The organism is Vagococcus carniphilus, assembly GCF_014397115.1.
Lineage (GTDB): Bacteria > Bacillota > Bacilli > Lactobacillales > Vagococcaceae > Vagococcus > Vagococcus carniphilus.
Genome location: NZ_CP060720.1, coordinates 1886280 through 1909761, shown reverse-complemented (window position 1 = coordinate 1909761; position 23482 = coordinate 1886280). Strand labels below are relative to the sequence as shown.

The 23482-nt window shown below is 32.6% G+C and carries 20 protein-coding genes; 16 read left to right on the top strand and 4 right to left on the bottom strand.

Annotation, left to right across the window (positions count from 1 at the left end):
- Positions 1-30 precede the first annotated feature (30 nt).
- A complete protein-coding gene (cbpB, locus tag H9L18_RS09340) occupies positions 31-549 on the top strand; it encodes a cyclic-di-AMP-binding protein CbpB (RefSeq protein ID WP_126794802.1) in 519 nt (172 codons plus the stop codon).
- 54 nt (positions 550-603) lie between these two features.
- Here cbpB and H9L18_RS09335 read toward each other — a convergent pair whose 3' ends face one another.
- Positions 604-1497 (bottom strand): mechanosensitive ion channel family protein, encoded by an 894-nt coding sequence (locus H9L18_RS09335; protein WP_126794804.1) that lies wholly within the window; start codon positions 1495-1497, stop codon positions 604-606.
- A 136-nt stretch (positions 1498-1633) separates the two neighbouring features.
- On the opposite strand from H9L18_RS09335, the gene H9L18_RS09330 reads away from it, so the two are divergent.
- From H9L18_RS09330 to ccpA, 3 genes are all read left to right on the top strand, one after another.
- Positions 1634-2059 carry a DUF948 domain-containing protein gene (locus H9L18_RS09330; RefSeq protein WP_126794806.1) on the top strand — a complete coding sequence of 142 codons (426 nt, stop codon included), beginning with the start codon at positions 1634-1636 and terminating at the stop codon, positions 2057-2059.
- A 19-nt stretch (positions 2060-2078) separates the two neighbouring features.
- Positions 2079-2531, top strand: a complete 453-nt coding sequence (locus H9L18_RS09325; protein WP_126794808.1) for a YtxH domain-containing protein — start codon at positions 2079-2081, stop codon at positions 2529-2531.
- A gap of 188 nt (positions 2532-2719) precedes the next feature.
- Positions 2720-3721, top strand: a complete 1002-nt coding sequence (gene ccpA, locus H9L18_RS09320; RefSeq protein ID WP_126794810.1) for a catabolite control protein A — start codon at positions 2720-2722, stop codon at positions 3719-3721.
- 46 nt (positions 3722-3767) lie between these two features.
- Here ccpA and H9L18_RS09315 read toward each other — a convergent pair whose 3' ends face one another.
- Entirely contained in the window at positions 3768-6149 is a 2382-nt protein-coding gene (locus H9L18_RS09315; protein ID WP_126794812.1) for a transglycosylase domain-containing protein, read from the bottom strand.
- Between the two features lie 38 nt (positions 6150-6187).
- Complete coding sequence (locus H9L18_RS09310; RefSeq protein ID WP_126794814.1) at positions 6188-6817, bottom strand: GNAT family N-acetyltransferase; 630 nt, start codon at positions 6815-6817, stop codon at positions 6188-6190.
- A gap of 145 nt (positions 6818-6962) precedes the next feature.
- On the opposite strand from H9L18_RS09310, the gene H9L18_RS09305 reads away from it, so the two are divergent.
- From H9L18_RS09305 to H9L18_RS09250, 12 genes are all read left to right on the top strand, one after another.
- Positions 6963-7859: a deoxyribonuclease IV gene (locus tag H9L18_RS09305; protein WP_126794816.1), complete on the top strand. Its 897-nt coding sequence runs from the start codon at positions 6963-6965 to the stop codon at positions 7857-7859.
- A 93-nt stretch (positions 7860-7952) separates the two neighbouring features.
- The gene (locus H9L18_RS09300) at positions 7953-8183 is read left to right on the top strand and encodes a YneF family protein (protein ID WP_126794818.1); all 231 of its coding nucleotides are present in this window, start codon (positions 7953-7955) and stop codon (positions 8181-8183) included.
- Positions 8184-8288: 105 nt separating this feature from the next.
- Positions 8289-10040 carry an ABC transporter ATP-binding protein gene (locus tag H9L18_RS09295; RefSeq protein ID WP_126794820.1) on the top strand — a complete coding sequence of 584 codons (1752 nt, stop codon included), beginning with the start codon at positions 8289-8291 and terminating at the stop codon, positions 10038-10040.
- Positions 10040-11821: an ABC transporter ATP-binding protein gene (locus H9L18_RS09290; protein WP_126794822.1), complete on the top strand. Its 1782-nt coding sequence runs from the start codon at positions 10040-10042 to the stop codon at positions 11819-11821. The genes H9L18_RS09295 and H9L18_RS09290 overlap by 1 nt, the downstream gene beginning before the upstream one ends.
- An 80-nt stretch (positions 11822-11901) precedes the next feature.
- Complete coding sequence (locus tag H9L18_RS09285) at positions 11902-13056, top strand: hypothetical protein (protein WP_126794824.1); 1155 nt, start codon at positions 11902-11904, stop codon at positions 13054-13056.
- 128 nt (positions 13057-13184) lie between these two features.
- Complete coding sequence (locus tag H9L18_RS09280; RefSeq protein WP_126794826.1) at positions 13185-14138, top strand: LacI family DNA-binding transcriptional regulator; 954 nt, start codon at positions 13185-13187, stop codon at positions 14136-14138.
- A gap of 231 nt (positions 14139-14369) precedes the next feature.
- Entirely contained in the window at positions 14370-16034 is a 1665-nt protein-coding gene (locus H9L18_RS09275; protein WP_126794828.1) for a glycoside hydrolase family 13 protein, read from the top strand.
- A gap of 13 nt (positions 16035-16047) precedes the next feature.
- Positions 16048-17808, top strand: a complete 1761-nt coding sequence (locus H9L18_RS09270) for a glycoside hydrolase family 13 protein (RefSeq protein WP_126794829.1) — start codon at positions 16048-16050, stop codon at positions 17806-17808.
- A 98-nt stretch (positions 17809-17906) separates the two neighbouring features.
- Positions 17907-19163, top strand: a complete 1257-nt coding sequence (locus H9L18_RS09265) for an extracellular solute-binding protein (protein WP_126794831.1) — start codon at positions 17907-17909, stop codon at positions 19161-19163.
- Between the two features lie 68 nt (positions 19164-19231).
- Positions 19232-20533 (top strand): sugar ABC transporter permease, encoded by a 1302-nt coding sequence (locus H9L18_RS09260; RefSeq protein WP_126794833.1) that lies wholly within the window; start codon positions 19232-19234, stop codon positions 20531-20533.
- Position 20534: 1 nt separating this feature from the next.
- The gene (locus tag H9L18_RS09255) at positions 20535-21383 is read left to right on the top strand and encodes a sugar ABC transporter permease (RefSeq protein WP_126794835.1); all 849 of its coding nucleotides are present in this window, start codon (positions 20535-20537) and stop codon (positions 21381-21383) included.
- 12 nt (positions 21384-21395) lie between these two features.
- Positions 21396-22214 (top strand): hypothetical protein, encoded by an 819-nt coding sequence (locus H9L18_RS09250; protein ID WP_126794837.1) that lies wholly within the window; start codon positions 21396-21398, stop codon positions 22212-22214.
- A 41-nt stretch (positions 22215-22255) separates the two neighbouring features.
- Here the strand turns inward: H9L18_RS09250 and H9L18_RS09245 are convergent, their stop codons facing one another.
- Positions 22256-23386, bottom strand: a complete 1131-nt coding sequence (locus H9L18_RS09245; RefSeq protein WP_126794944.1) for an FtsW/RodA/SpoVE family cell cycle protein — start codon at positions 23384-23386, stop codon at positions 22256-22258.
- Between the last annotated feature and the right edge of the window lie 96 nt (positions 23387-23482).

Genomic DNA, 23482 nt, shown 5'->3' with positions numbered 1-23482 from the left:
ATTTTATTAAGAGGAATGGAGGCACCCCCAATGATCGGGAATGCTGTAAAAAGTATTTTTTTAGAAAATGAAGAAAATCTTTTAATCAATGGAGATAATGTTGCAACTTTAACAGATACAAATAACTTAGAACATGCGTTACTTGTTCTAACTAATATTGGTTATAGTAAGATACCTGTTTTAAATAAAGAACAACAATTAGTTGGTTTAATTTCTTTATCAAATGTTGTGAGTGAAATGTTTGATACAGAATCAATTAATCCAGAACGTTTAGCAGAAATTAAAGTATCAGATGTGATGGATAAAAATGTTAAAGCGACGATGTTACCATTTAATATCGAAAAGATACTAAACCTACTTGTAGATGGCAATTTTATTCCAGTAGTGGATGACAAAGAGAAATTCTTAGGGATTATTACAAGAAAAGAAATTCTAAAGTCAGTAAATCATTTGGCGCATGAATTAGAATTAAAATATGATGTATATGAAAAAGAAATTCAAGAGGGAGAAACTTTAAATAAAGCATTTAATATTTATCCCAAAAGATAAAGAAAAAGAAAAACTGTGAGAAAAGTCATTTTACATGCTTTTCTCACAGTTTTTTTAAACAGTTAGATTAATCGGAGTCGTAGGAATTGAAATACCAGCATTAGTCAATGCTTCAACATAGGCAGTAGTCATTTTACTCTTAACAATAACTTGAGAACCTGCTAGAGCATAAACAATACTTCTAACCGCGTATGTACCATTAGGTAGTGGAATCAGCCCGATAATAGTAGGTTCAGTTTTTATTTCCGGGATATCTTCAACTAGTTTCTCGTTGATTTCATGCATAATTTGTTTTACTTTTTCGATATCTTCATCGGGATTTACCCGAATGTCAATTAAGACTTGTTGATTTTCTCTAGATAAGTTACTGACGATTAAAATTTGACGATTAGGAATGTAGTTGAGAGTACCATCGAAACTTTTCACTTGGGTTGTTCGTAATCCCACTTGATCAACGATTCCTTCAACGGTATCTAAAATAACATGGTCGCCTACATCTAACTGACGTTCATAAATTATAAAGAATCCTGTTATGACGTCATTAATGAAGCCTTGCGCTCCCAAACCAAGAGCTACACCAAAAATACCAGCTCCTGCGATAAGTGAGCCAACAGGAATACCAATAATTGTTAATACTGAATAAACAATAACGAAGAATAAAAAGTATTGGAAAAAGTTTTTGGAGAGGGTCTCTAGGGTTTTAATTCTGCTCTCACTATAAACTTCTTTTTTCCGATAATTGTTAAAAGATTTTTCAATTAAACGAATCACAATTTTTCTTATAATCAAAAGAATGACTAAAAATAATAGAATTAACATCGTTTTATAAATGACTGTCGAAATAATTTTTTCCCAGTCAAGTCCGTCCCAAAATTTTTGAAAGACATGAATTCCTTTTTTTGTCTGTTTAGCTATTTCTAGTTGTGTACTAGTTGTTGTTTCTTGCATTAAAAAAAGCCTCCTAAAAAAGTAACATAAATATATCATCAATCCCTATCTTACCATTTATTTAGTTGTTGAGAAAAGGATAAGATAATGGTATCCTAAAATTAGTATTTTAGATGAAGGGTAGGAGGTAGTAGAGATGTCAGGTGTTGAAATCGCAGCAATTATTGCAGCCCTTGCTTTTGTAGTATTAGTGGTTGTTATTGTATTTTTCTTATTACAATTAAACAAAAATATTAACGAATCTGTTGAAAAAGTTAATCGAATTTTAGATAAAACGAATAAATCGGTTTCGGTTCTAACAAAAGATGTGGATGTTCTTCTTCATCAAAGTGAAGAATTATTGACAACAAGTAATGAATTGTTAGTAGATGTGGCTGAAAAAGTTGAAACTATTGACCCGTTATTCCAAGCAGTCGCTGATTTAAGCGAAAGTGTTTCTGAATTAAACGCTTCAAGTAAAACATTATTAGTAAAAGCTGGAGATGCAAGTAAAAATATTGCAACAGCAACAATCGTCGGAAAAGCAGCTCAAGGCGCTGCAAACTTATTTAAAAAGAAATAATTAACAGGAGGCAATTTTTATGTCAAAAAAATCAAGTGGTTTTTTAGTAGGAGCAGTTATCGGTGGAGCAGCTGCAGCAGCTGCAGCACTTTTATTAACTCCTAAAAGTGGAAGAAAAATGAGAGAAGATCTTATGGATCAATTAGATGAAGTCTCAGAAGGTAAAGCAAGTGAGTTGGCGGGAATTGCTCAAAGCAAAAGCAGCGATTTAAATGACCTTGCCAAACAAAAGAGAGAAGAATATGGTTGGTTGGAAGATAGAGTAGCAGGACATGTGGATCATGCTAAAATGACTTCTAATGAATTTTTAGAAGGATTAAAAGGAAGAACTGCAAATGTTCAAGAAGATTTTAAAAGAACTTCCCATGAAGTAAGAGGAAAAGTTAATGATTTAACGCAAGAAGATATTGTGTTAAATGAAGATGATATTACTGATGATTTATATACAGCAATTGAAAATACTGATAAATAACAAAATGTTCTAAAAAAGCTAAATCTTTTGATTTAGCTTTTTCTGTTGAAATTTTCTTTTTATTTTCATGAAAAACATACTAAAACGCTTGCAAAATCATTAGTTATCTGATAATCTAAAATCAATAAAACAAGCTTATTATCGTTAAGAAATAGTTTTTATAGATGATATTAAAGGAGAATATAAAAATGGAAAAACAAACAATTACAATTTATGATGTTGCTCGTGAAGCTGCTGTTTCAATGGCAACTGTTTCACGCGTTGTTAATGGTAATCCCAATGTTAAACCAGCAACACGAAAAAAAGTTTTAGAAGTTATTGAGCGCTTAGATTATCGTCCAAACGCTGTTGCTCGTGGTCTAGCAAGTAAACGAACAACAACAGTCGGAGTTATCATACCAGATGTGAGTAATGCTTATTTTGCTTCTCTTGCAAGAGGTATTGATGACGTAGCTACAATGTACAAATATAACATTATTTTAGCTAACTCTGATGGAGACGACAAAAAGGAAATTAATGTGCTTAATACATTATTAGCTAAACAAGTAGATGGAGTTATTTTTATGGGACATCATTTAACGGAAGAAATCCGTGGTGAATTTTCTCGTTCTAAAACACCAGTTGTTTTAGCAGGTTCAATTGATCCAGATAATCAAGTTGGTTCTGTTAATATTGATTACAAAGAGGCAACAAAAGATGCAACAAACCAATTAATCAAGTCTGGTAATAAAAAAGTTGCTTTTGTTTCAGGTTCTTTATTAGATCCAATTAATGGCGTTCATCGTTTAAACGGCTATAAAGAAGCCTTAAAAGAAAATGGTATCTCATTTAATGAAGGTCTAGTTTTTGAATCAGAGTACAGTTATAAAGCTGGTTTGAATTTACATGAAAGAATGATTAATAGTGGTGCAACGGCAGCTGTTGTTGCTGATGATGAGTTAGCTGTTGGTTTATCAAATAGTTTAACTGATAATGGTATAAGTGTACCAAGTGAATTCGAAATTATCACAAGCAATAATTCACTCTTTAGTGATATTGCTAGACCAAGTATTACTAGTATTTCTCAACCTTTATATGATATCGGTGCTGTTTCAATGAGACTTTTAACTAAATTGATGAATAAAGAAGATGTTGAAGAAAAAACAATCGTTCTTCCTTATGGTTTAATTCAAAAAGGTTCAACAAAATAATAATAAAAAATGAGTGATAACTTTTAAACAGTTATCACTCATTTTTTTATCTTCGCTTATTGTATTTTTGCGGTGTTTTGTTAGCTGGACGGATGTAAGAGTTCCACGCACTCTTATAATTATCATCTGTCCCTCCAATACCAAAACGGAAGCTACTGTCAGGTGCATTGTTACCAGCAGAATAAAGACTTGTTTCTGTTTTAGAGCCACGTAAATTCATGCTATAGCCTTCTGTATTGAAACTACTTTCTTTTTCTCCAGTAAATTCTACAACTTTTTGTTTGTTGACGCCTGAATCGAGTGAGAATTTCTCATTAACACCAAAAATATCAGGATTTCTTTGGTAAACGTAATTTGTAACGTTTGCCCAAAAAATCATATTTTGTTTATTCCATGTGTCATACATTAAGGTATTATCATCATAGCCAATCCAGTTACTCATGGTAACTGAAGGGGTTGAAGCAATAAACCAGTAATCTTTTTGAAGTTCTGAAGTCCCCGTTTTACCAACCCAATCAGCATTAGCCAAAGTAGCGCTTTGGCTGTATAAAGCATCTTTGGCAGGTTGTCCGGTACCAGATTTAAGGACATCTCGCATCATATCATTCATAATAGAAGCAGTAGAAGGTTTGAAGACTTCAACGGGATGAGCTTCATGTTCATAAATAACTTTTCCGTTATTGTCAGTTATTTTTTCAATAGCAAAACCTTCGTTATAAACCCCTTTGTTAGCAAGGGTTGCATAAGCGGCAGTGCCTTCATTAACAGTCATCCCATTATGAGTTCCCCCTAAAGGAATTGATTCAAAAGAATATTCATCATTATCTAAACCAATATTCATTTTATCAAAATACTCTTTTACATTAGTTTGTTTTCCTAATTCTCCGTAAAGGTTAACAACAGGAATATTAAGTGACCATTTTAAAGCCTCTCTTGCGGACTTGAAAGTGCTACTTCCTTTATCAGAATAGTTATTAATGACAGTACCATCAGAATATTTTTTAGGAAAATCTGATAGTTTTGATTCGGAACCAATAAGTCCAGTATCAATTGCAGGAGCATAAGCAATCAATGGTTTGATGGTAGAACCAGGTGAGCGTCTCATAGTAAAAGCGTGATTATACTGACTTTGAGCATAATTACGACCACCAATAAAACCGTAAATTCTCCCAGTTTTATTATCCATTAATACGCCACCAGTTTCTAAAAGTTTGTCTCGACCGTCGTCTAGAATATAGCCATACTGTTGTGTTGCTTCTTGCATCGCATTATGGATGTCTTTATCAATGGAAGATTTGATTGTATAGCCATTTTGACGCAACTCTCTTTTAGCAATTTCTTGATATTTTTTTTCAAGTTCATTAGATTCAGCAATATCTTTATCTGTTAGACCGTCTCTTTCGTAATAGATGGGCATGGTTACTCGAGCTGCTTCATCGTATAAATAATTATATAAGAAACCACTGTCGTCACTTTTAGGTGGTTCAGGTTGTTTAAAGTCTTTAGTTAAATCATATTTTTTGGCTTCTTCATATTCTTTTTCGTTAATCATCTTTTCACGATACATATTAAATAGAACGTCATTCTTACGATTTAATCCCAGTTTAAAGTCCTTCTTAAATTCGCCAGTGTTAGTATAAGGACTGTATTCAATAGGGGACTGAGGCAAGCCAGCTAAAAAGGCTGCTTGTGGTAAAGAAACATCTTTTGCATGAACATTAAAAATGCCTAATGCTGCTTCCTCAATACCAGCAATATTTTCTCCTTGATTATTACGCCCAAAAGGAGAGACGTTCAAGTAGGCATTTAAAATTTCTTCTTTTGAAAAGAATTTCTCAGTTCTAGCAGCTAGTACTATTTCAGAAGCTTTTCTTTTATAAGAGGTTTCGCTTGTCAGTACTTGCTGTTTAATTAGCTGTTGCGTGATGGTTGACCCACCTGAGCTACCTCCAAGACCTGTTACATCCGATAAAGTAGCTCTAGCAATTGCTTTTGGAACGATTCCTTTATGATCGTAAAAATTTTCATCTTCTGTAGAAACCAAGGCTTTTTTTACAAGAGGTGAAATATTATCTGATTTAACAGATGTCCTGATTAAGTCTGATTTAATAACTGAAACTAAATCATCGTTGGAATAAAGAATTTTTGATTGTTGCTCTACATCGTTTATTTTTTGAGAAAGTTCTTCTTTTCCAGGTACTTCTACATCAGAAACCAATGAAGCAAAATAGCCAATACCGACTCCTAGACCAAGAAAACCAATAGCTGCAGCTATTAAAACCCCTAAGAAAAGGAGAGATCTAAAAACGCGATAAACAACATTAAAAGAAAATGAAATGTTTAATTTCTTTTTTTCTTTCTCAGGTTCGATTGGTTTATTTTCATTGTTGTTATTTTCTAATGGTTCATAATTATTAGGTTGTGTCAATTTATCACCTCTAAGCTTATAATGTTAAATTATATCATTTAATCTTTCTGATTCCTAGTTTTCAGTGAAGATGGTTTCTTCCAAATCATGTAATGCCATTTTTCTTCTGAAATAAGTTTTTTTCGAATGAAACTATTCCCAGTCTCGACAATAGTGAAACCTTTTCTTTGATAAAGTCTAAGAGCACGCGTATTACTCGCTGCTACGTATAATGAGAGAAACTCATTAGGTAGGATGTCTTGTTGAGCTGTGTCTAAAAGAGCAGTTCCTACACCACCGTGACGATTATTTTTATTAGCTACAATATGATCGATATAGACTTCGTTTTCCTTTAAATCGTGCTCTAGAATAGCGAAAATAGTTAGTAATTTTAAGATTTTCTTTTTTGGAAATTGTTTAAAAAGAGTTAAATAGTCTTTAAGTGAACTTGTCTCATCATTTTCTCTTTTTAAAAGCATGGTACCAAGTAGTTTTCCTGATTCATCAGTCATAATCCATTGTTTATTTCGACTCGATTTTTTAGGAAAAGACCAAAAATGATTTGTTATTTGGAGTAATTCTTCTGTTGAAAAGCCACTTTTTCCGAGTTTTCCAAGAAAACCTTCGATAACTAAATTTTTTGTCTCTTTTTGTTTTTTTGATTGATTGGTAACAATTTCAAGTTGCATTAAAATCCCTCCTTATATCAAAATTAATTATATACTGAAAACCTGTTAAATACCTAGAAATAACTTTCTAAATAAGCGTGAAACTTGTTTGTCGTTCTTTTAAACTGTACAATGATTATGATATTGCAAAGAAAGAGGTAAGAGAATGTTATTAGGATCTCATGTAAGTATGAATGGAAAAAAAATGCTGTTAGGTTCTGCTGAAACAGCAAAAAGTTATAATGCGAATACGTTTATGATTTATACAGGAGCACCGCAAAATACAAGAAGAAAACCGATTGAAGAATTAAATATAGAAGCTGGTCTAGCTTTTATGGAAGAAAATGATATGAATATTAATGATATTGTTGTTCATGCGCCTTATATCATTAATTTAGGAAATACCATAAAACCACAAAATTTTGGTTTTGCCGTTGATTTTTTAAGACAAGAAATTGAGAGAGTTGAAGCAATTGGTGCAACTCAGATTACTCTTCATCCCGGAGCTCATGTAGGTGAAGGCGCAGACAAAGGGATTAATCAAATCATTAAAGGTCTTAACGAAGTTTTAAGAGCAGATCAAACACCACAAATTGCCTTAGAAACAATGGCAGGTAAAGGAACAGAAATTGGACGTAGTTTTGAAGAGTTAGCGCAAATTATTGAGGGAGTGACTCACAACGAGAAATTATCTGTCACACTTGATACTTGTCATATTAATGATGCTGGTTACAATGTTCGAGAAGATTTTGATGGTGTGCTAGAAGAATTTGATAAAATTATTGGTCTGGACCGTTTAAAAGTAATTCATGTTAATGATTCTAAAAATCCACAAGGTTCTCATAAGGATCGTCATGCAAATATTGGCTTTGGAACGATTGGTTTTGATGCATTAAATTATGTGGTACATCATCCGAAACTAAAAGATTTACCAAAAATTTTGGAAACACCTTTTGTAGGTGAAGATAAAAAAACGGCTAAACCGCCTTATGAATTTGAAATTGCTATGTTGAAAGAACAAAAATTTAACCCCAATTTATTGGATTTAATTACAAATAGTTAATTTTTTATTAGAAAAGTGCTTTCTTTTTAGGTGATTTTCTAGTAAAATATTAAAATGTGAGATTAATTAACCGGAGGAAGGAGTGTCAAAGATATGAATACAGGATTAGTTGTATTATTCATTATTATTGCATTGTTATTAGGTGCAGTAGGTGGATTCTTTTTCGCTAAAAAAACATTTGAAGATCAATTAGAGAAAAATCCTCCCGTTAACGAGGATATGTTACGTATGATGATGGCGCAGATGGGTCAAAAACCTTCTGAGAAAAAAGTTCGCCAAATGATGCAAAATATGAAATCACAAAATACTAAGAAGAAAAAATAGCTTCGTATTAGGTACTTTCATGTTTTCAAAAATACTGTAATAAAACGGGTGCATTTTTTGCACGCGTTTTTTTGTTTTATTTTTAATAAAAAGGAGTTGAAAGACATGTCGATTTTTAGAAAACTCGCTTGGTTTTTTAAGGAAGAAAAAAAGAGTTATTTCATTGGAGTTTTTACGTTGGTTATTTTAGCACTTATTCAATTATTTCCTCCAAAAATTATTGGGATAATAGTTGATAGTGTTGCTGATAAAACGTTAACAGCTAAAAGTTTAGCTAGTTGGTTGAGTATTTTAATTCTTTCTGCAGTTCTTGTTTATTGCTTACGTTATGTTTGGCGTAAACATATCTGGGGAGGAGCTGCAAGACTTGAAAAGTTAATGAGGAAAAAATTATTCCATCATTTTACGCAAATGGATCAAAATTTCTATCAAAAATATCGTACAGGGGATTTAATGGCCCATGCAACAAATGATATCAATGCAATTCAAAATGTTGCAGGAGCAGGCGTTTTAACATTTGCTGATGCGTTTATTTCAGGTGTTACAACAGTTATTGCTATGATTATTTTTGTTGATCCGAGATTAACACTTATTGCTTTATTACCTTTTCCATTACTAGCTTATTTTTCAAGCAAGTTAGGAGATAAAATGCATGAAGCCTTTAAAGATTCTCAAGCGGCTTTTTCAAAAATAAATGATAAGACGCAAGAGAGTATTACTGGTATTAAAGTGATTAAAACATTTGGTCAAGAAAAAGAAGATATTGAAGATTTCCAAAAAAATATAGATTATTCCATTCGAATGAATAATAAAGTTAATAATTTAGATGCAATGTTTGATCCATTAATTACTTTAGTTATCGGAATGTCTTATGTTATTTCTATTATTCTAGGTGGCTATTTAATTGTTCAGGGAGAAATCTCTATTGGTCAATTAGTTACATTCTTTAATTATATTGGAATGCTTGTTTGGCCGATGTTTGCTATTGGTCGTTTCTTTAATGTTATTCAGCGAGGAAATGCTAGTTATGACCGAGTTTATGGGTTAATGCAAGAAAAATCTCATATTAAAGAGATGAAGACAGGAATCAAAACACCTGCTAAAGGTGATATTGATTACCAAATCTCAACCTTTAAATATCCAGGTAGTGAAGAACAGGTATTGAAAGATGTTCATTTCTCATTAAAAGAGGGAAATACGCTAGGTATTGTTGGAAAAACGGGTGCTGGAAAAACAACTATTTTGAAATTATTAATGCGTGAATATGATGATTATGAAGGGAACATCTCGATTAATAGTCAACGTATACAAGAATATACGTTAGATGGTTTGCTTCATTCAATTGGTTACGTTCCACAAGATCATTTCCTTTTCTCAATGACAGTAAGAGATAATATTCGGTTTGGGATGCCAGAAGCTAGTGAAGAAAAAGTTGAACAAATTGCAGAAGAGGCTGTGGTTCACCAAGATATTCTAGGTTTTTCAGAAGGGTATGACACGATGGTAGGAGAGCGTGGTGTTTCTCTATCAGGTGGTCAAAAGCAGCGAATATCTATTGCACGAGCACTCTTAGTTCAACCAGAATTGTTGATTTTAGATGATGCTTTATCTGCTGTTGATGCTAAAACAGAAGAAGCTATTTTAAATAATTTACGTGAAGAAAGAGATAACAAAACAACCATCATAAGTACTCATCGATTGAGCAGTGTGAAACATGCTAATGAGATTATTGTTGTTGATGAAGGAAATATTATTGAAAGAGGTAATCACGATGAGTTGATTGCTCTTAATGGTTGGTATAAGAAAATGTTTGATTACCAACAGCTAGAACAAAAGATAGAAGGAGGTGCTAGATAATGGAAGAATCAAAATCGGTTTGGTTAAAATCCTTTACGATGAAAGAACAAAAAACAATTATTAAAAGATTACTCAGCTTTGCTAAGCCATTTAGAAAAGATTTTATATTCGCTTTAACTTTTGCTGTAGCATTAGCGGTTGTTAATATCACTTTACCTAAAATTTTACAAATTTTTATGGATGATTATTTAACAGCGCAAGATGCCACCATGAATATTATTCTTTATTTTGCAGGCCTCTATGCTTTAGGTATTTTATTTAAAGCAGCAGTTTGGTTTGGACAATGGGTGTTATACTTTAGGGGCTCTTTAAAAACCTATCAATCCATTCGGGTTGAATTATTTGTAAAATTACAAACACTTGGGATGCGTTATTTTGACCAGACACCAGCAGGGTCAATCGTTTCCCGTGTAACAAATGATACGGAAACTCTTTTTGAGTTTTGGTTAGTCTTTTTAATGGTTTTATCTACTTTATTTGGAGTCATTGCATCATTTATCGCAATGTCATTTATTAACTTACAACTAACGATTATTTGTATGATTTTCTTTCCAATTTTAGGTGTGATTATTTGGTATTATCAAAAATTTAGTTCAAGAATTTACCGAGGCATGAGAGAGAAACTCAGTCATTTGAATACAAAATTGAATGAGTCTATCTCTGGAATGGCAGTTATTCAGTATTTTCGTCAAGAAGAACGTTTGGAAGAAGAGTTTGAAAAAAACAATGATGATTATTTACAGTCAAAATATGCGATGATTAAAACAAATTCAATCCTTCTAGCACCCGTTATCAACTTGCTGTATGCTTTAGCTACAGCATTAGTTTTAGGTTTCTTTGGATTTGATGCATTAAATTCACCTGTTGAAGTTGGTTTAATTTATGCGTTCATTTCATATGTACAGCAATTTTTTAATCCAATGATTAATATGATGGATTTTCTAAGTGTTTTCCAAGATGGTGTAGTTGCCGGTAGTAGAATTATTACGATTTTAGACCATGAAGAATTAGCACCGCAACAAAATCCAGGAGCAAATGCTAAAGTAAGAGATGCAAAAATTGAATTTAGAAATGTTAGCTTTTCTTATGATGGTAAACATAATGTTTTAAACAACATTAGCTTTATCGCAAATCCCGGTGAAACGGTTGCCTTAGTTGGACATACTGGAAGTGGTAAGAGTTCTATTATTAATGTGTTAATGCGTTTTTATGAGTTTTATGATGGTCAAATATTGATTGATGATGTGGATATTAGAGATTATTCTATCGAAGAGTTAAGAGACAAGATGGGTCTAGTTCTACAAGATGCGTTTATGTTTTACGGAGATATTTCTAGTAACATTCGCTTGTTAAATCAAAATATAACAGATGAAGAAATTGTTCAAGCTGCTAAATTTGTTCAAGCTGACCAATATATTAATACCTTACCTGATAAATATCATGCTAAAGTGATAGAAGGTGGTGCCAGCTTTTCAAGTGGACAACGTCAATTGATCTCTTTTGCTAGAACGATCGTGACAGATCCTAAAATATTAGTACTTGATGAAGCAACAGCTAATATTGATACAGAAACAGAAAATCTCATTCAAGAAGGTCTGAAAAAAATGAGGACAGGACGAACAACCATTGCGATTGCTCATAGACTTTCGACTATTAAAGATGCAGAATTGATTTTAGTTTTAGAAAAAGGAAATATCGTTGAACGAGGCAATCATGATACTTTAATCGAACAAGAAGGCTTGTATTATGATATGTATCGTCTACAAAATAGTCAAATTTAATCTAATAGAAGATAACACTCTTTATTTTTAAGGTGTTATCTTCTTTTTGTTATGTTAAAATTTTTAGGAGGAGGGTATATATGAAAAAAAATAAAACAAATAAAACGAATAAAACGAATAGATTGGAAACGCTTATTCCGTTGCTCTTGGTCATGTTTATCGGAGGCATTTTAGGAACTGGAATTGGTTATTTTTCAGTCAAAGAAGAAATTAGTACACCAGCAATGCTTTTTTCTTATGCATTTTTAGCAGTTGCTTTTGTACTCCATTTAATGATTCATGAAGCCGGACATTTAATTTTTGGAAAAATGACGGGACATCAATTTTTAAGTTATCGAATTTTTTCATTTAACTTGATAAAAAGAGACAATCAATTCAAACTGGTTCGTTTAAAAGTTCCTGGAACAATGGGGCAGTGCTTACTTATTCCACCAGCTATGAAAGAGAATCATTTTCCGTATAAACTCTATATTCTAGGTGGTGTTATAGCAAACATATTAACAAGTTTACTTAGCTTTGCTTTTTATCCAATGAATAAAATTTTAGTCTTGGAGTTTGTATTAGTCGGATTTTTATTTGCTTTACTTAATGGCTTTCCTAATGGATTTAATGACGGAAGTACATTAAAAATTGCAAAATCTTCTCTACAAAAAGAACGTCTATTGTATATCCAATTAGCAAGTAATGCTGCTATGAGTCTAGGAAGCACTTTTTCTGAATTACCAAAAGAGTATTTTGAAAGTTTTGAAGCAAATGAAAAACGAACTTATTTTGAAGATTATCAAGATTTCTTAAGACTAGGTTTGCTTTTAGAAAAACAAGAAATGGAAGAAGCAGACGAATTTATTGAAGCTTTGTGGGAAAGAAGAGAAAGTTTTATTGTTCCTTATCAAATTGAATTAAAAAAGGAAATGTTATATCATCTATTAGTGAATAAGAAAAAAGACCCACAAAAAGTCGACAGTAGAATTCAACCTTTAATGGAAGATCGAGGACTTGTTAAGTATTTACAGACTAAAACAGTGAGTAATTTACGAGTACTAGCGGGAATTCAATTTGGCTATGAAAAAAATGACGAAAAATCACTAAATACCATCAAAGAAGGATTAAAAATGAAAGAAAAATCTGGTAATTTAGGTGAGTTTTACGTTGAAGAAAAACTTCTTTTATCTTTAGAAGAAAAAATAAAATTAAAACAAGCACGACAAGAACAAAAAAAGAAAAAATCAAATTAATCAAGAAAGAAACCGATTACTTTGATTTTAAAATAATCAGTTAGAGTTATGTGAAAAAATTTATTAGTAGCTTATTATTTAAATTACAGTATAATAACAGTAATTAATCGAAGTAAGTGGGGGATAACATGACAACTTTATCTGATGTTGCCAAAAAAGCCAATGTGTCGAAAATGACTGTTTCAAGAGTGATTAATCACCCGGAGAAAGTAACAGATGAATTAAAAGAACTTGTGTTTCAAGCAATGAAAGATTTAGATTATAAACCAAATGTTGCGGCTAAGGCTTTAGCAAACAATCGCACACAAGTGATCAAATTTTTTATTTTAGAAGAAATCGATACAACTGAACCTTACTACATGACTCTTTTAATGGGAATGTCAAAAGAACTAGATAAACATCAATATTCATTACAACTAGTAACAGAAAATAGTTTTGATGTTGGCCAAAGTGATGGGTATGTCATAACAGGTATGCGAGAAGAGGACTATCCTTGGATTGAACGCCTCGAAAAGCCTTTTGTTTTGTTTGGCGAGAATCGTTATGGCTATGACTTTGTAGATACGGATAACGCTAAAGGGACTGAAATATCGACTGAACACGCCATAAAATCTGGTTTTGAAAAAATTGTTTATGTGGGAATTGATGTGAAAGAACCTTTTGAGTTTTCAAGAGAGTCTGGCTATATCAATACCATGCAACGTTATCAAAAAGTGCCAGAAATTGTTAGATTTTCAAATAGGTCCCGCTATTCAGAAAGATTCATTGAGGAACAATTTGCTAGATATCCTAAAAAAACAGCTTTTGTTTGTAGTAGTGATCGTTTAGCAATTGGCATTGAGCGAGGTCTTCAAAAATGTAAAGCCTCTATTCCAGATGATTATGGAGTGGTTGGTTTTGATGGTGTTTTCTTAGACCAAATTGCTTCACCGAGACTAACGACAGTTAAACAACCTGTATTTGAAATGGGAGCTGCATGTGCTACAATGCTCCTTAATAAAATTAAACAAAAAGGTGCTCCTCAGGGAAATCAATTATTTGAAGCTTCTCTTGTTGTCCGAGGCAGTACTCAAAAAGATTAATAGATAAGAGGTTCTTCCAATGAAAGGAAGACCTCTTTTTTTGTTACCTAAAGATAAGTTTCCTAGGGGAGTGTCAATTTACATGTGATTTGTGAAAAATATTAAAAGAATAGCTATATGATAAGCTTTTGAATCAATGTTACATTTTGTTAACGTTAACACGATATTAATAGTTGAGTTATTTTGTAACATTTCATAGACTATGAATGAGCTTACAAAGGAGGGAAAACAATGAATCAAAATTGGTGGGAAAAAGCAATTGTCTATCAAATTTATCCGAAAAGTTTCAAAGACTCAAATAATGATGGAATTGGTGATTTAAAGGGAATTATCGAATCATTGGATTATATCAAAGAACTTGGAGTCGATACACTTTGGTTAAATCCAATATTCATTTCACCACAAGTTGATAACGGTTACGATATTTCGAACTATTATGCCATTGATGAGATATTTGGTGATTTAGACGATGTAGAAGTTTTAATTGAAGAGGCACATAAACGTGATTTAAAAATTATTTTTGATTTAGTTCTTAATCACACGTCCAGTGAACATCCTTGGTTCCAAGAAGCCATAAAAGGACCTCAAAATATTTACCGAGATTATTATCTTTGGGCAGATGAACCATTAGATGGCTCACTTCCAAATAATTGGGAATCATTTTTTGGTGGTTCTGTTTGGGAAAAAGATTATAAAAGTGAACAGTATTATTTCCACTTGTTTGATAAACAAATGCCAGACTTAAACTGGGCAAATCCTGAAGTAAAAAAATCAATGATTGATATTGCTAAATTTTGGTTAGCTAAAGGAATTAATGGGTTTAGACTCGATGCATTCATTCATATGGTCAAAGATGATTTTACCTTGAATGTTTCTGACGTGCCTGCTGGAGAAATAGCAATAGCCGAAGAATATTATGCTAATTTACCAGAAGTTAAACATTATCTATCTGAATTTATTTCAGAAATCAAAAAAATAAAACCAGATGCCTTTATTTTAGGTGAAGCAGCATCGGCTACTCCTCAGTTAGCTGATAGTTACATCAGAGAAGATTTATGTAGTGCAGTTATTTCTTTTGATCATTTTGATGAAAAGACAATTAGTACTAATCCTAAGATACCAAAAGAATTAGCAACTAAAACCATTGATGCTAAGAAGATGAAAGAAAACCTTAAGAATTGGCAAGAAGCATTAGGAAATGAGAAATATCCAACTCTTTATTGGAATAATCACGATATGCCTCGTATGGCTTCAAGATTTGGAAATGATAAAGAATACCGAGATAAAAGTATCAAATCACTTGCAACAGCTATGTACTTATTACGGGGAATTCCAGTAATCTTATATGGTGAAGAGATTGGTATGAAAAATTTGGAAATTAATGATGTTCATACTTTCCAAAGTCCAAAAGCCATTAATCAACATATTCATCTTTTGGAGAATGGCTTTAAAAAAGAGGAATCCCTCTCAATTATTGCAGCAGCAAATAAAGAAGCAAGTCGTGGTGTCATGCAGTGGGATCAAACTGACTATGCCGGCTTTTCTTCTACAAAAAGTTGGATTGGTGAAAATGTAGAGAAAAAATACAACGTTTCGTCTGAAAAAGAGGATAAACAAAGTATTCTACATTTTTATCAAGAACTATTAAAACTAAAAAAAGAAGATTTATTTTCATATGGTGAGGTAGAGTTTTTAGAATCTGCTGATAATATTATTGCGTATAAACGTCAATATGAGGACAAAGAAGCAGTTGTTATTTGTAACTTAACAGAAGAAAAAGCAGTAACACCAACTTGGTTAAAAGAGTTGGAATCATGGCAACTAGTTATCGATTCAGGGGATAGTCTTGATAATGAAGAACTTGAGCCATATGTTTATAAAGTATATATAAGATAAGGATGATTATTGAATGGAAAGAGCAGCATTATTACATAGACCAGATAGCGAGTACGCATACCTTTTTGAAAAAGAGGTAATGCACGTTCGTTTAAGAACAAAAAAAGATGATGTAAAAGAAGTGAAAGTGATTAAGGGAGATCCATACTTAATCCATGAAGATAAATGGTACGAAGAATCAGAAGCTATGGTAATTGTTGCTTCAACTGAAGATTATGATTATTGGCAATTAGCAGTAACTGCTGAATTTAGACGTATTCAATATGCGTTTCATGTAATTGGTGTTGATGGAGAAGAAGTGTTTTACGGGGATCGTGGTATTTTTGAGATGTCTAATGAGACAATCGAAAAAGCTGAAAATTATTTCAGAATGCCTTTCTTCCAAGAAATTGATCGTTTCAAATCACCAGAATGGGTAAAAGAAACCGTTTGGTATCAAATTTTCCCAGAAAGATTTGCTAATGGAGATAAATCAAATGACCCAGAAGGAACTCTACCATGGGGTAGTCAATTACCAGGTCGTGAAGATTTCTTTGGTGGTGACTTACAAGGTGTGATTGATCACTTAGATTATTTAGTTGATTTAGGAATCAACGGTTTGTACTTCTGTCCGATTTTTAAGGCTTCTTCAAATCATAAATACGATACAATTGATTATTTTGATGTTGATCCTGATTTTGGTGATAAAGCTTTATTTAAAAAATTAGTAGAAGAAGCTCATAAACGTGGTATTAAAGTGATGCTTGATGCGGTGTTCAATCACATGGGTTACTACTCACCACAATTCCAAGATGTTGTCAAAAATGAAGAAAAATCAAAATATAAAGATTGGTTCCACATCCATAGCTTCCCAGTAGAGTTAGGGAAAAATGGAAATGAAGAAGGAGCTAAAACTCTGTCATACGATACATTTGCTTTTACACCAATGATGCCTAAATTAAATACAGCCAATAAAGAAGTTCAAGATTATTTATTAGATATTGCTACTTATTGGATTAAAGAATTTAACATTGATGCATGGCGTTTAGATGTGGCAAATGAAGTAGATCATCATTTCTGGAAACGATTCTATGAAGAAACAACTGCACTTGATGAAGATTTCTATATTTTAGGTGAAATTTGGCATTCTTCTCAAAGTTGGTTAAATGGAGATGAGTTCCATGCAGTTATGAACTACGCCTTTACAGAAACAGTTACTAACTTCTTTGTTAAAGAAGCTATTTCATCAACTAAAATGGCAAGTGGTTTGTACGAACAATTAATGTTATACCGTGATCAAACCAATCAAGTAATGTTTAACTGTTTAGACTCTCATGACACAGCTAGATTACTCCATATGGCAGGAGAAAACAAAGATGTTGCCAAGATGACATTAGCCTTCACATTCATGCAACACGGCTCACCATGTATCTACTACGGAACTGAAATTGGCATGACCGGAGCCAATGACCCTGATTGCCGTCGCTGCATGGTTTGGGAGAAAGAAAACCAAGATTTAGACTTCTTAGAATTCACTAAGCAACTGGTTGCGTTAAGACGTGCGGAACAACCTATTTTATCTTATGGAACTCTAACTTTTGAGACCTTAAACAATGAAGATAGTTATGTAGAATTTACAAGAGAAACAACCGATGGTAGCCTCAAAGGGTACTTTAACAAAGGGACTAAAAACCAAGTTGTCTCAGGTGATACAAACATTTTATTGAGTCAAAATATTGAAAAGACAGAAGCTGGCTATTTAATTAAAGAGAATGGTTTCATTATTTCTAAGTAGAAAAAAGGTGTTATCGGTAACATTGTAAAAACGGTTGCATTGTAAGCCGTAACAGAATAATCTAAGAGGGTAAAGAAAATACATAGGAGGCTTTTTCAATGAAAAAAGGATGGAAGCGCTTTGGTCTAGGTTTAGTTGCAGCAACTGCTGTCTTAGCATTAACAGCATGTGGAGGCGACAAGAAAAAAGATGAAGGCAAAAAGGATAACACTTTAGAAGTATCTGTAGCAAAAGGATATGTAAAATACGTAAACGATGTTAAAGGTGACTTCGAAAAAGAAAATGGTGTTAAAATTAAAGTAATCGAAAAAGATATGTTTGATCAATTAGATGCATTATCATTAGATGGACCTGCAGGCAAAGCACCTGACGTAATGATGTCAGCTTACGACCGCTTAGGACCTTTAGGACAACAAGGACACTTAGCTGAAGTTAAATTAAGTGATGATTCTCATTATAATGATACAGATAAAAAACAAGTAACTGTTGATGGAAAATATTACGGAGCTCCATCTGTAATTGAAACATTAATCATGTACTATAACAAAGACTTAATTAATGAAGCTCCAAAAACATTTAAAGATGTAGAAGAATTAGCTAAAGATGATAAATATGCCTTTAAAGGTGAAGATGGTAAAAATACAGCTTTCTTAGCTAAATGGACTGACTTTTACTTTGCATATGGCTTAATTTCTGGATACGGTGGTTATACATTTGGTAAAGATGGTACTGATCCTAAAGATGTTGGTTTAAACAGCAAAGGTGCAGTTGAAGGAATTCAATATGCAACTGACTGGTTCCAAAAAACTTGGCCAAAAGGTATGATGGATATTAAAGGTGCTGGAGACTTCGTAACAAATCAATTTGTTGAAGGTCATGCAGCAGCAATTATTGACGGACCTTGGGCAGCAGCTAACTACAAAGATTCAGGAATGAACTTTGGTGCAGCTAAAATCCCTACATTAAACAACGGTAAAGAATACGAAGCATTTGGTGGCGGTAAGGCTTGGGTTATCAGTAACTACTCTAAAGACAAAGACGTTGCTCAAAAATTCGTTGACTATGTAACTAATGATAAAAACCAAGAAACATTCTATAAAATGACTCAAGAAGTACCTGCTAACAACACAGCTCGTGAAGCAGCTACAAAAGAAAACAATGAATTAACAAACGCTGTAATCGAACAATATAAAAATGCTAAACCAATGCCTAACATTCCAGAAATGGCTGAAGTATGGGCTGGTGGCGAAAACTTAATGTTTGATGCTGCATCTGGTAAGAAAACTCCTAAAGAAGCTGCAGACGCTGCAGTTAAAGTAATTAACGAAAACATCGAACAAAAATACGGCGAATAAGGGGATTTATCGGCAGAGGCAAAGAAATACTCTGCCGATTTCTTGTTTTTAGATAAGGAGAAACGGATATGAATACCACTCAAAACAAAAAGGATGTCAAAAAAGCGACGTTGCTTTCATTGATTCCTGGGTTAGGTCAAATTTATAATGAACAAAAGTTTAAAGGTTTTATCTTTTTAGGCATTTTTGCCTTATTTTTAGTTGAGTTATTTACTTTTGGTATTTCTGCCATGAACGGATTTATTACACTTGGATCTATTCCAGTAGAAGATCATTCTTTATTCCTTTTAATCGAAGGAACACTACAAATTATTATTACAGTTATTTTTCTTATTTTTTATGGTCTAAATATAAGAGATGCTCGTATCGTTGCTAGAAGATGGAACGAAGGTCAAAAAATTAATACAACAGCAAAAGGCATTATTAATAATGTTTTAGATGATGGGTTTCCTTATCTATTAACATTACCTGCTTATGTTGTTATGACAATTGCTATTATTTTTCCTGTTTTAGTTACATTATTTATGGCATTTACAAACTATGATTTCAAACATATACCACCAGCTGGCTTAATTGATTGGGTAGGGGTTAAGAACTTCTTTAGTATTTTCTTCTTAAGTTCTTACCGAGCTACATTTGGTGCAGTATTTAGTTGGACAGTTATCTGGACAGTTTGTGCTTCTACCTTGCAAATTGTTTTAGGTGTATTAACAGCCGTTGTTGCTAATCAACAATTTATTAAAGGAAAACGATTATTTGGTGTTATTTTCCTATTACCTTGGGCAGTACCAGCTTTCATTACAATCATGAGTTTTTCAAATATTTTTAATGATAGTATCGGTGCCATTAATACACAAGTTATTCCTATGTTAAATCACTTACCGTTTGTAGATATTAGTTCTGTTGCTTGGAAAACAGATCCATTCTGGACTAAAGTGGCTATTATTATGATTCAAGGTTGGTTAGGTTTCCCATATATTTATGTTATGACAACCGGAATTTTACAATCAATTCCTGAAGAGTTATACGAAGCAGCAAAAATTGATGGAGCAAATGCTATCCAACGATTTAATACTATTACTTTACCAATGATTTTATTTGTTGCAGCACCAATCTTTGTGACACAATATACTGGTAACTTTAATAACTTCTCAATGATTTATCTGTTTAATAACGGTGGTCCAGGTAGTGTTGGTGGGGGCGCAGGCTCAACTGATATCTTGATTTCTTGGATTTACAAATTAACAACTGGTAACGCACCTCAATACTCTGTTGCAGCGGCAGTTACCTTGATTATTTCATTTATCGTTATTAGTATTTCAATGATTGTCTTTAAGAAAACAAATGCTTTTGATATGGAGGGCAAATAAAATGAAAACAACACACTCCGTAAAACGTACAAGATTTTTATCTCATTTCTTTACGTATCTCTTTTTAATTGTACTTTCAATAATTGTTATTTACCCAATTCTGATTACAGTTAGTACAGCTTTTAAAGCTGGAAATGTATCAGCGTTTAGTTTAGATTTCAAGAGTGCATGGACATTAAATAATTTTAGTCGCTTATTCAATGAAACGTTGTATGGTAGCTGGTATGTTAATACATTAATTATTGCGATTTTTACAATGATTTGCCAAGTAACTATTATCACGTTAGCCGGTTATACCTATAGCCGTTACCGTTTTGTTGGTCGTAATAGTAGTTTGAAACTGTTCCTTATTGTTCAAATGGTACCAACAATGGCTGCTTTAACTGCCTTTTATGTTATGGCACTTTTATTAAATGCTTTAGATCAACCTTGGTTCTTAACACTGATTTATATTGGTGGAGGTATTCCGATGAATACTTGGCTAATGAAAGGTTACTTCGACACAGTGCCGATTGATTTAGACGAATCAGCTAAATTAGATGGTGCAGGTCACTTTAGAATTTTCGCGCAAATTGTGTTACCATTAGTCAAACCAATGATTGCTGTACAAGCACTGTGGGCGTTCATGGGACCGTTTGGTGATTATATGTTAGCTAAATTCTTATTACGTTCACCAGAAAAAATTACTGTAGCTGTCGGCTTACAAACATTTGTAAGTAATTCAAAAGATCAACAAGTAGCTCTTTTTGCAGCAGGGGCTATCTTAATTGCTTTACCAATTTCAGTGTTATTCTTCTTCCTACAAAAGAACTTTGTTTCAGGGTTACTTTCAGGAGGAACAAAAGGATAGGAGTTTATTTTAATGAAGTCAAGTCAATTTCCAACAAACTATTTTGCTAATTGTTTTTCAGCTAAAAAAATGTTTTTAAATCGAAATGAATTAAAAATATGGCAAATGATTCTAGTGACTATTTTTCTTATTTTTGTCATGTTAAATCCGGTTGCCATTAATGCGAACAAATCACCAGAATTACAGTTAGATTCGATTATGCCTAACTTGATGAAAGCATTAAAAGAATCTGAAAATGTTGATTTTTCAGCTATTCAAATTAAAAACGACAAATTAGTTGAAACAGAAGCAAAACAAGTGACTGATTCAATTTATTTAAATGAATCAAAAAAGGATTTTGAAAAAGTAAAAACAGGGTTAAATTTTAAAGAAAAAACATTAGAGATGAAAGATAAAAATGGTTTAGTTTTTGAGCTTAACTATACGGATGCATGGGATTTTTCAACAATTGATACGACAAAAGCTTTTACAGCATGGTTGACGAAGGAGTGGAATAAACAAAATGCTCCTTATCGCATTTTGAGTATGACGTTTCTTGTTGGTGTATTAGTTTTAAGCAGTACATTGTTCTTGATTTTTGGAACTTCTTTATTCATTTGGTTAACTAAAAAAAATCATTTATCTAACATTAAGTCATATAAAGAAGCGATGAACGTGACACTAAATGCGATGTTATTAAGTACATTAGTTGCAACAATCATCGGGCTTATACACTATGACATTAGTCTAATGCTAATGATTCAAGCGTTTGGATTAGCTATTCAAATCTTAATTATTTTCACTAAAACAAAATTTAATGATACGTTGGCTGTTGGTGGCAAATTAAAATAAACAAAAAGGATTGTGAGGTAATCACAATCCTTTTTTGTCGTTTAATCATAAACTTTCATTTCAAATATTAAACCAAGAGCAATTAATGTTGCCACTAAGGAAGTTCCACCTTGACTTAAAAATGGAAGAGGTATCCCTGTTAATGGAAGTAACCCAATAGAAGCTCCTATGTTTTCAAATGTTTGGAAGACTAACATAAAGACAATACCGACACAAATATAGATGTTAAATTTAGAGTTACTTTTTAATCCAGCATAAAAGATTTGGAAGAATAAGTAAAAGTATAAAATAATAACAAGAGATGCACCGACAAAACCATATGCTTCACCGATAAATGTAAAAATCATATCTGATTCTCTAACAGGAACGTAAACTTCAATTCCACTAGAGCCTTTTCCAAAAACACCACCTGAACCCATTGAAACTAGTCCTTGCACCTGTTGATAGGCAATCGTATCGGAGTACTCATAAGGATTTCGCCATGATTTGATTCGGTTTAGCTGATATTGTTTAAAATGAAGGGATGCTAAAATATCGTTACCAAATTCGGTAAAAACAAGTAGGATTAAAACAATCCCTAAAATCATTAAAATTCCGAAAATGGTTGCTAGAATTCGCCAATCAAGTCCAACAGCGATCAATAAGGCACCTAAAACACAAACAAATACAAGAGAAGTTCCGAAATCTTTTTGCATAAACATTAAAGCAAATAGAGGAACACTGTATAAAATGAGTTGTCCGAGTAACTTCAAATCAGTATGAAAATCTTTTTCTTTATTTGTCATGTCATATTTGATTAGTTCTTTTGAGATAAATAAAATATAGGCTATTTTAGCCAACTCTGAAGGTTGAAATTTGACGCCGGCAATATCAAGCCATCTTTTAGTGCCTGTGATGTTGTACATATTAGCGTCGTAGAAAAAATAGAGAGAAAGCATTAAAAGAAGAGAGAAAACATAAATCCAAGGAACTAGTTTCCAAATTAATTTTTTATCAATAAATTTAATCGCCACCATACAACCTACGCCAATGACAACAAAGATAATTTGTTTAATTCCTTGATTGATAGCTGAAACATCTTCGTAAGTCGCTACCCAGTATTGTAACCAAATACTTAGTAGAAGCATTAAGAAAATGGGGAGTAGTAGTCCGTAATTAACAGTATTTTTCATATTTCTATATTGTCTTCGTGACACATGCATCATCCTTTGTAGGTAAATATAAGAAGTTCGTTTATTAATCTACCATTAAATGAATTGAATATCTTA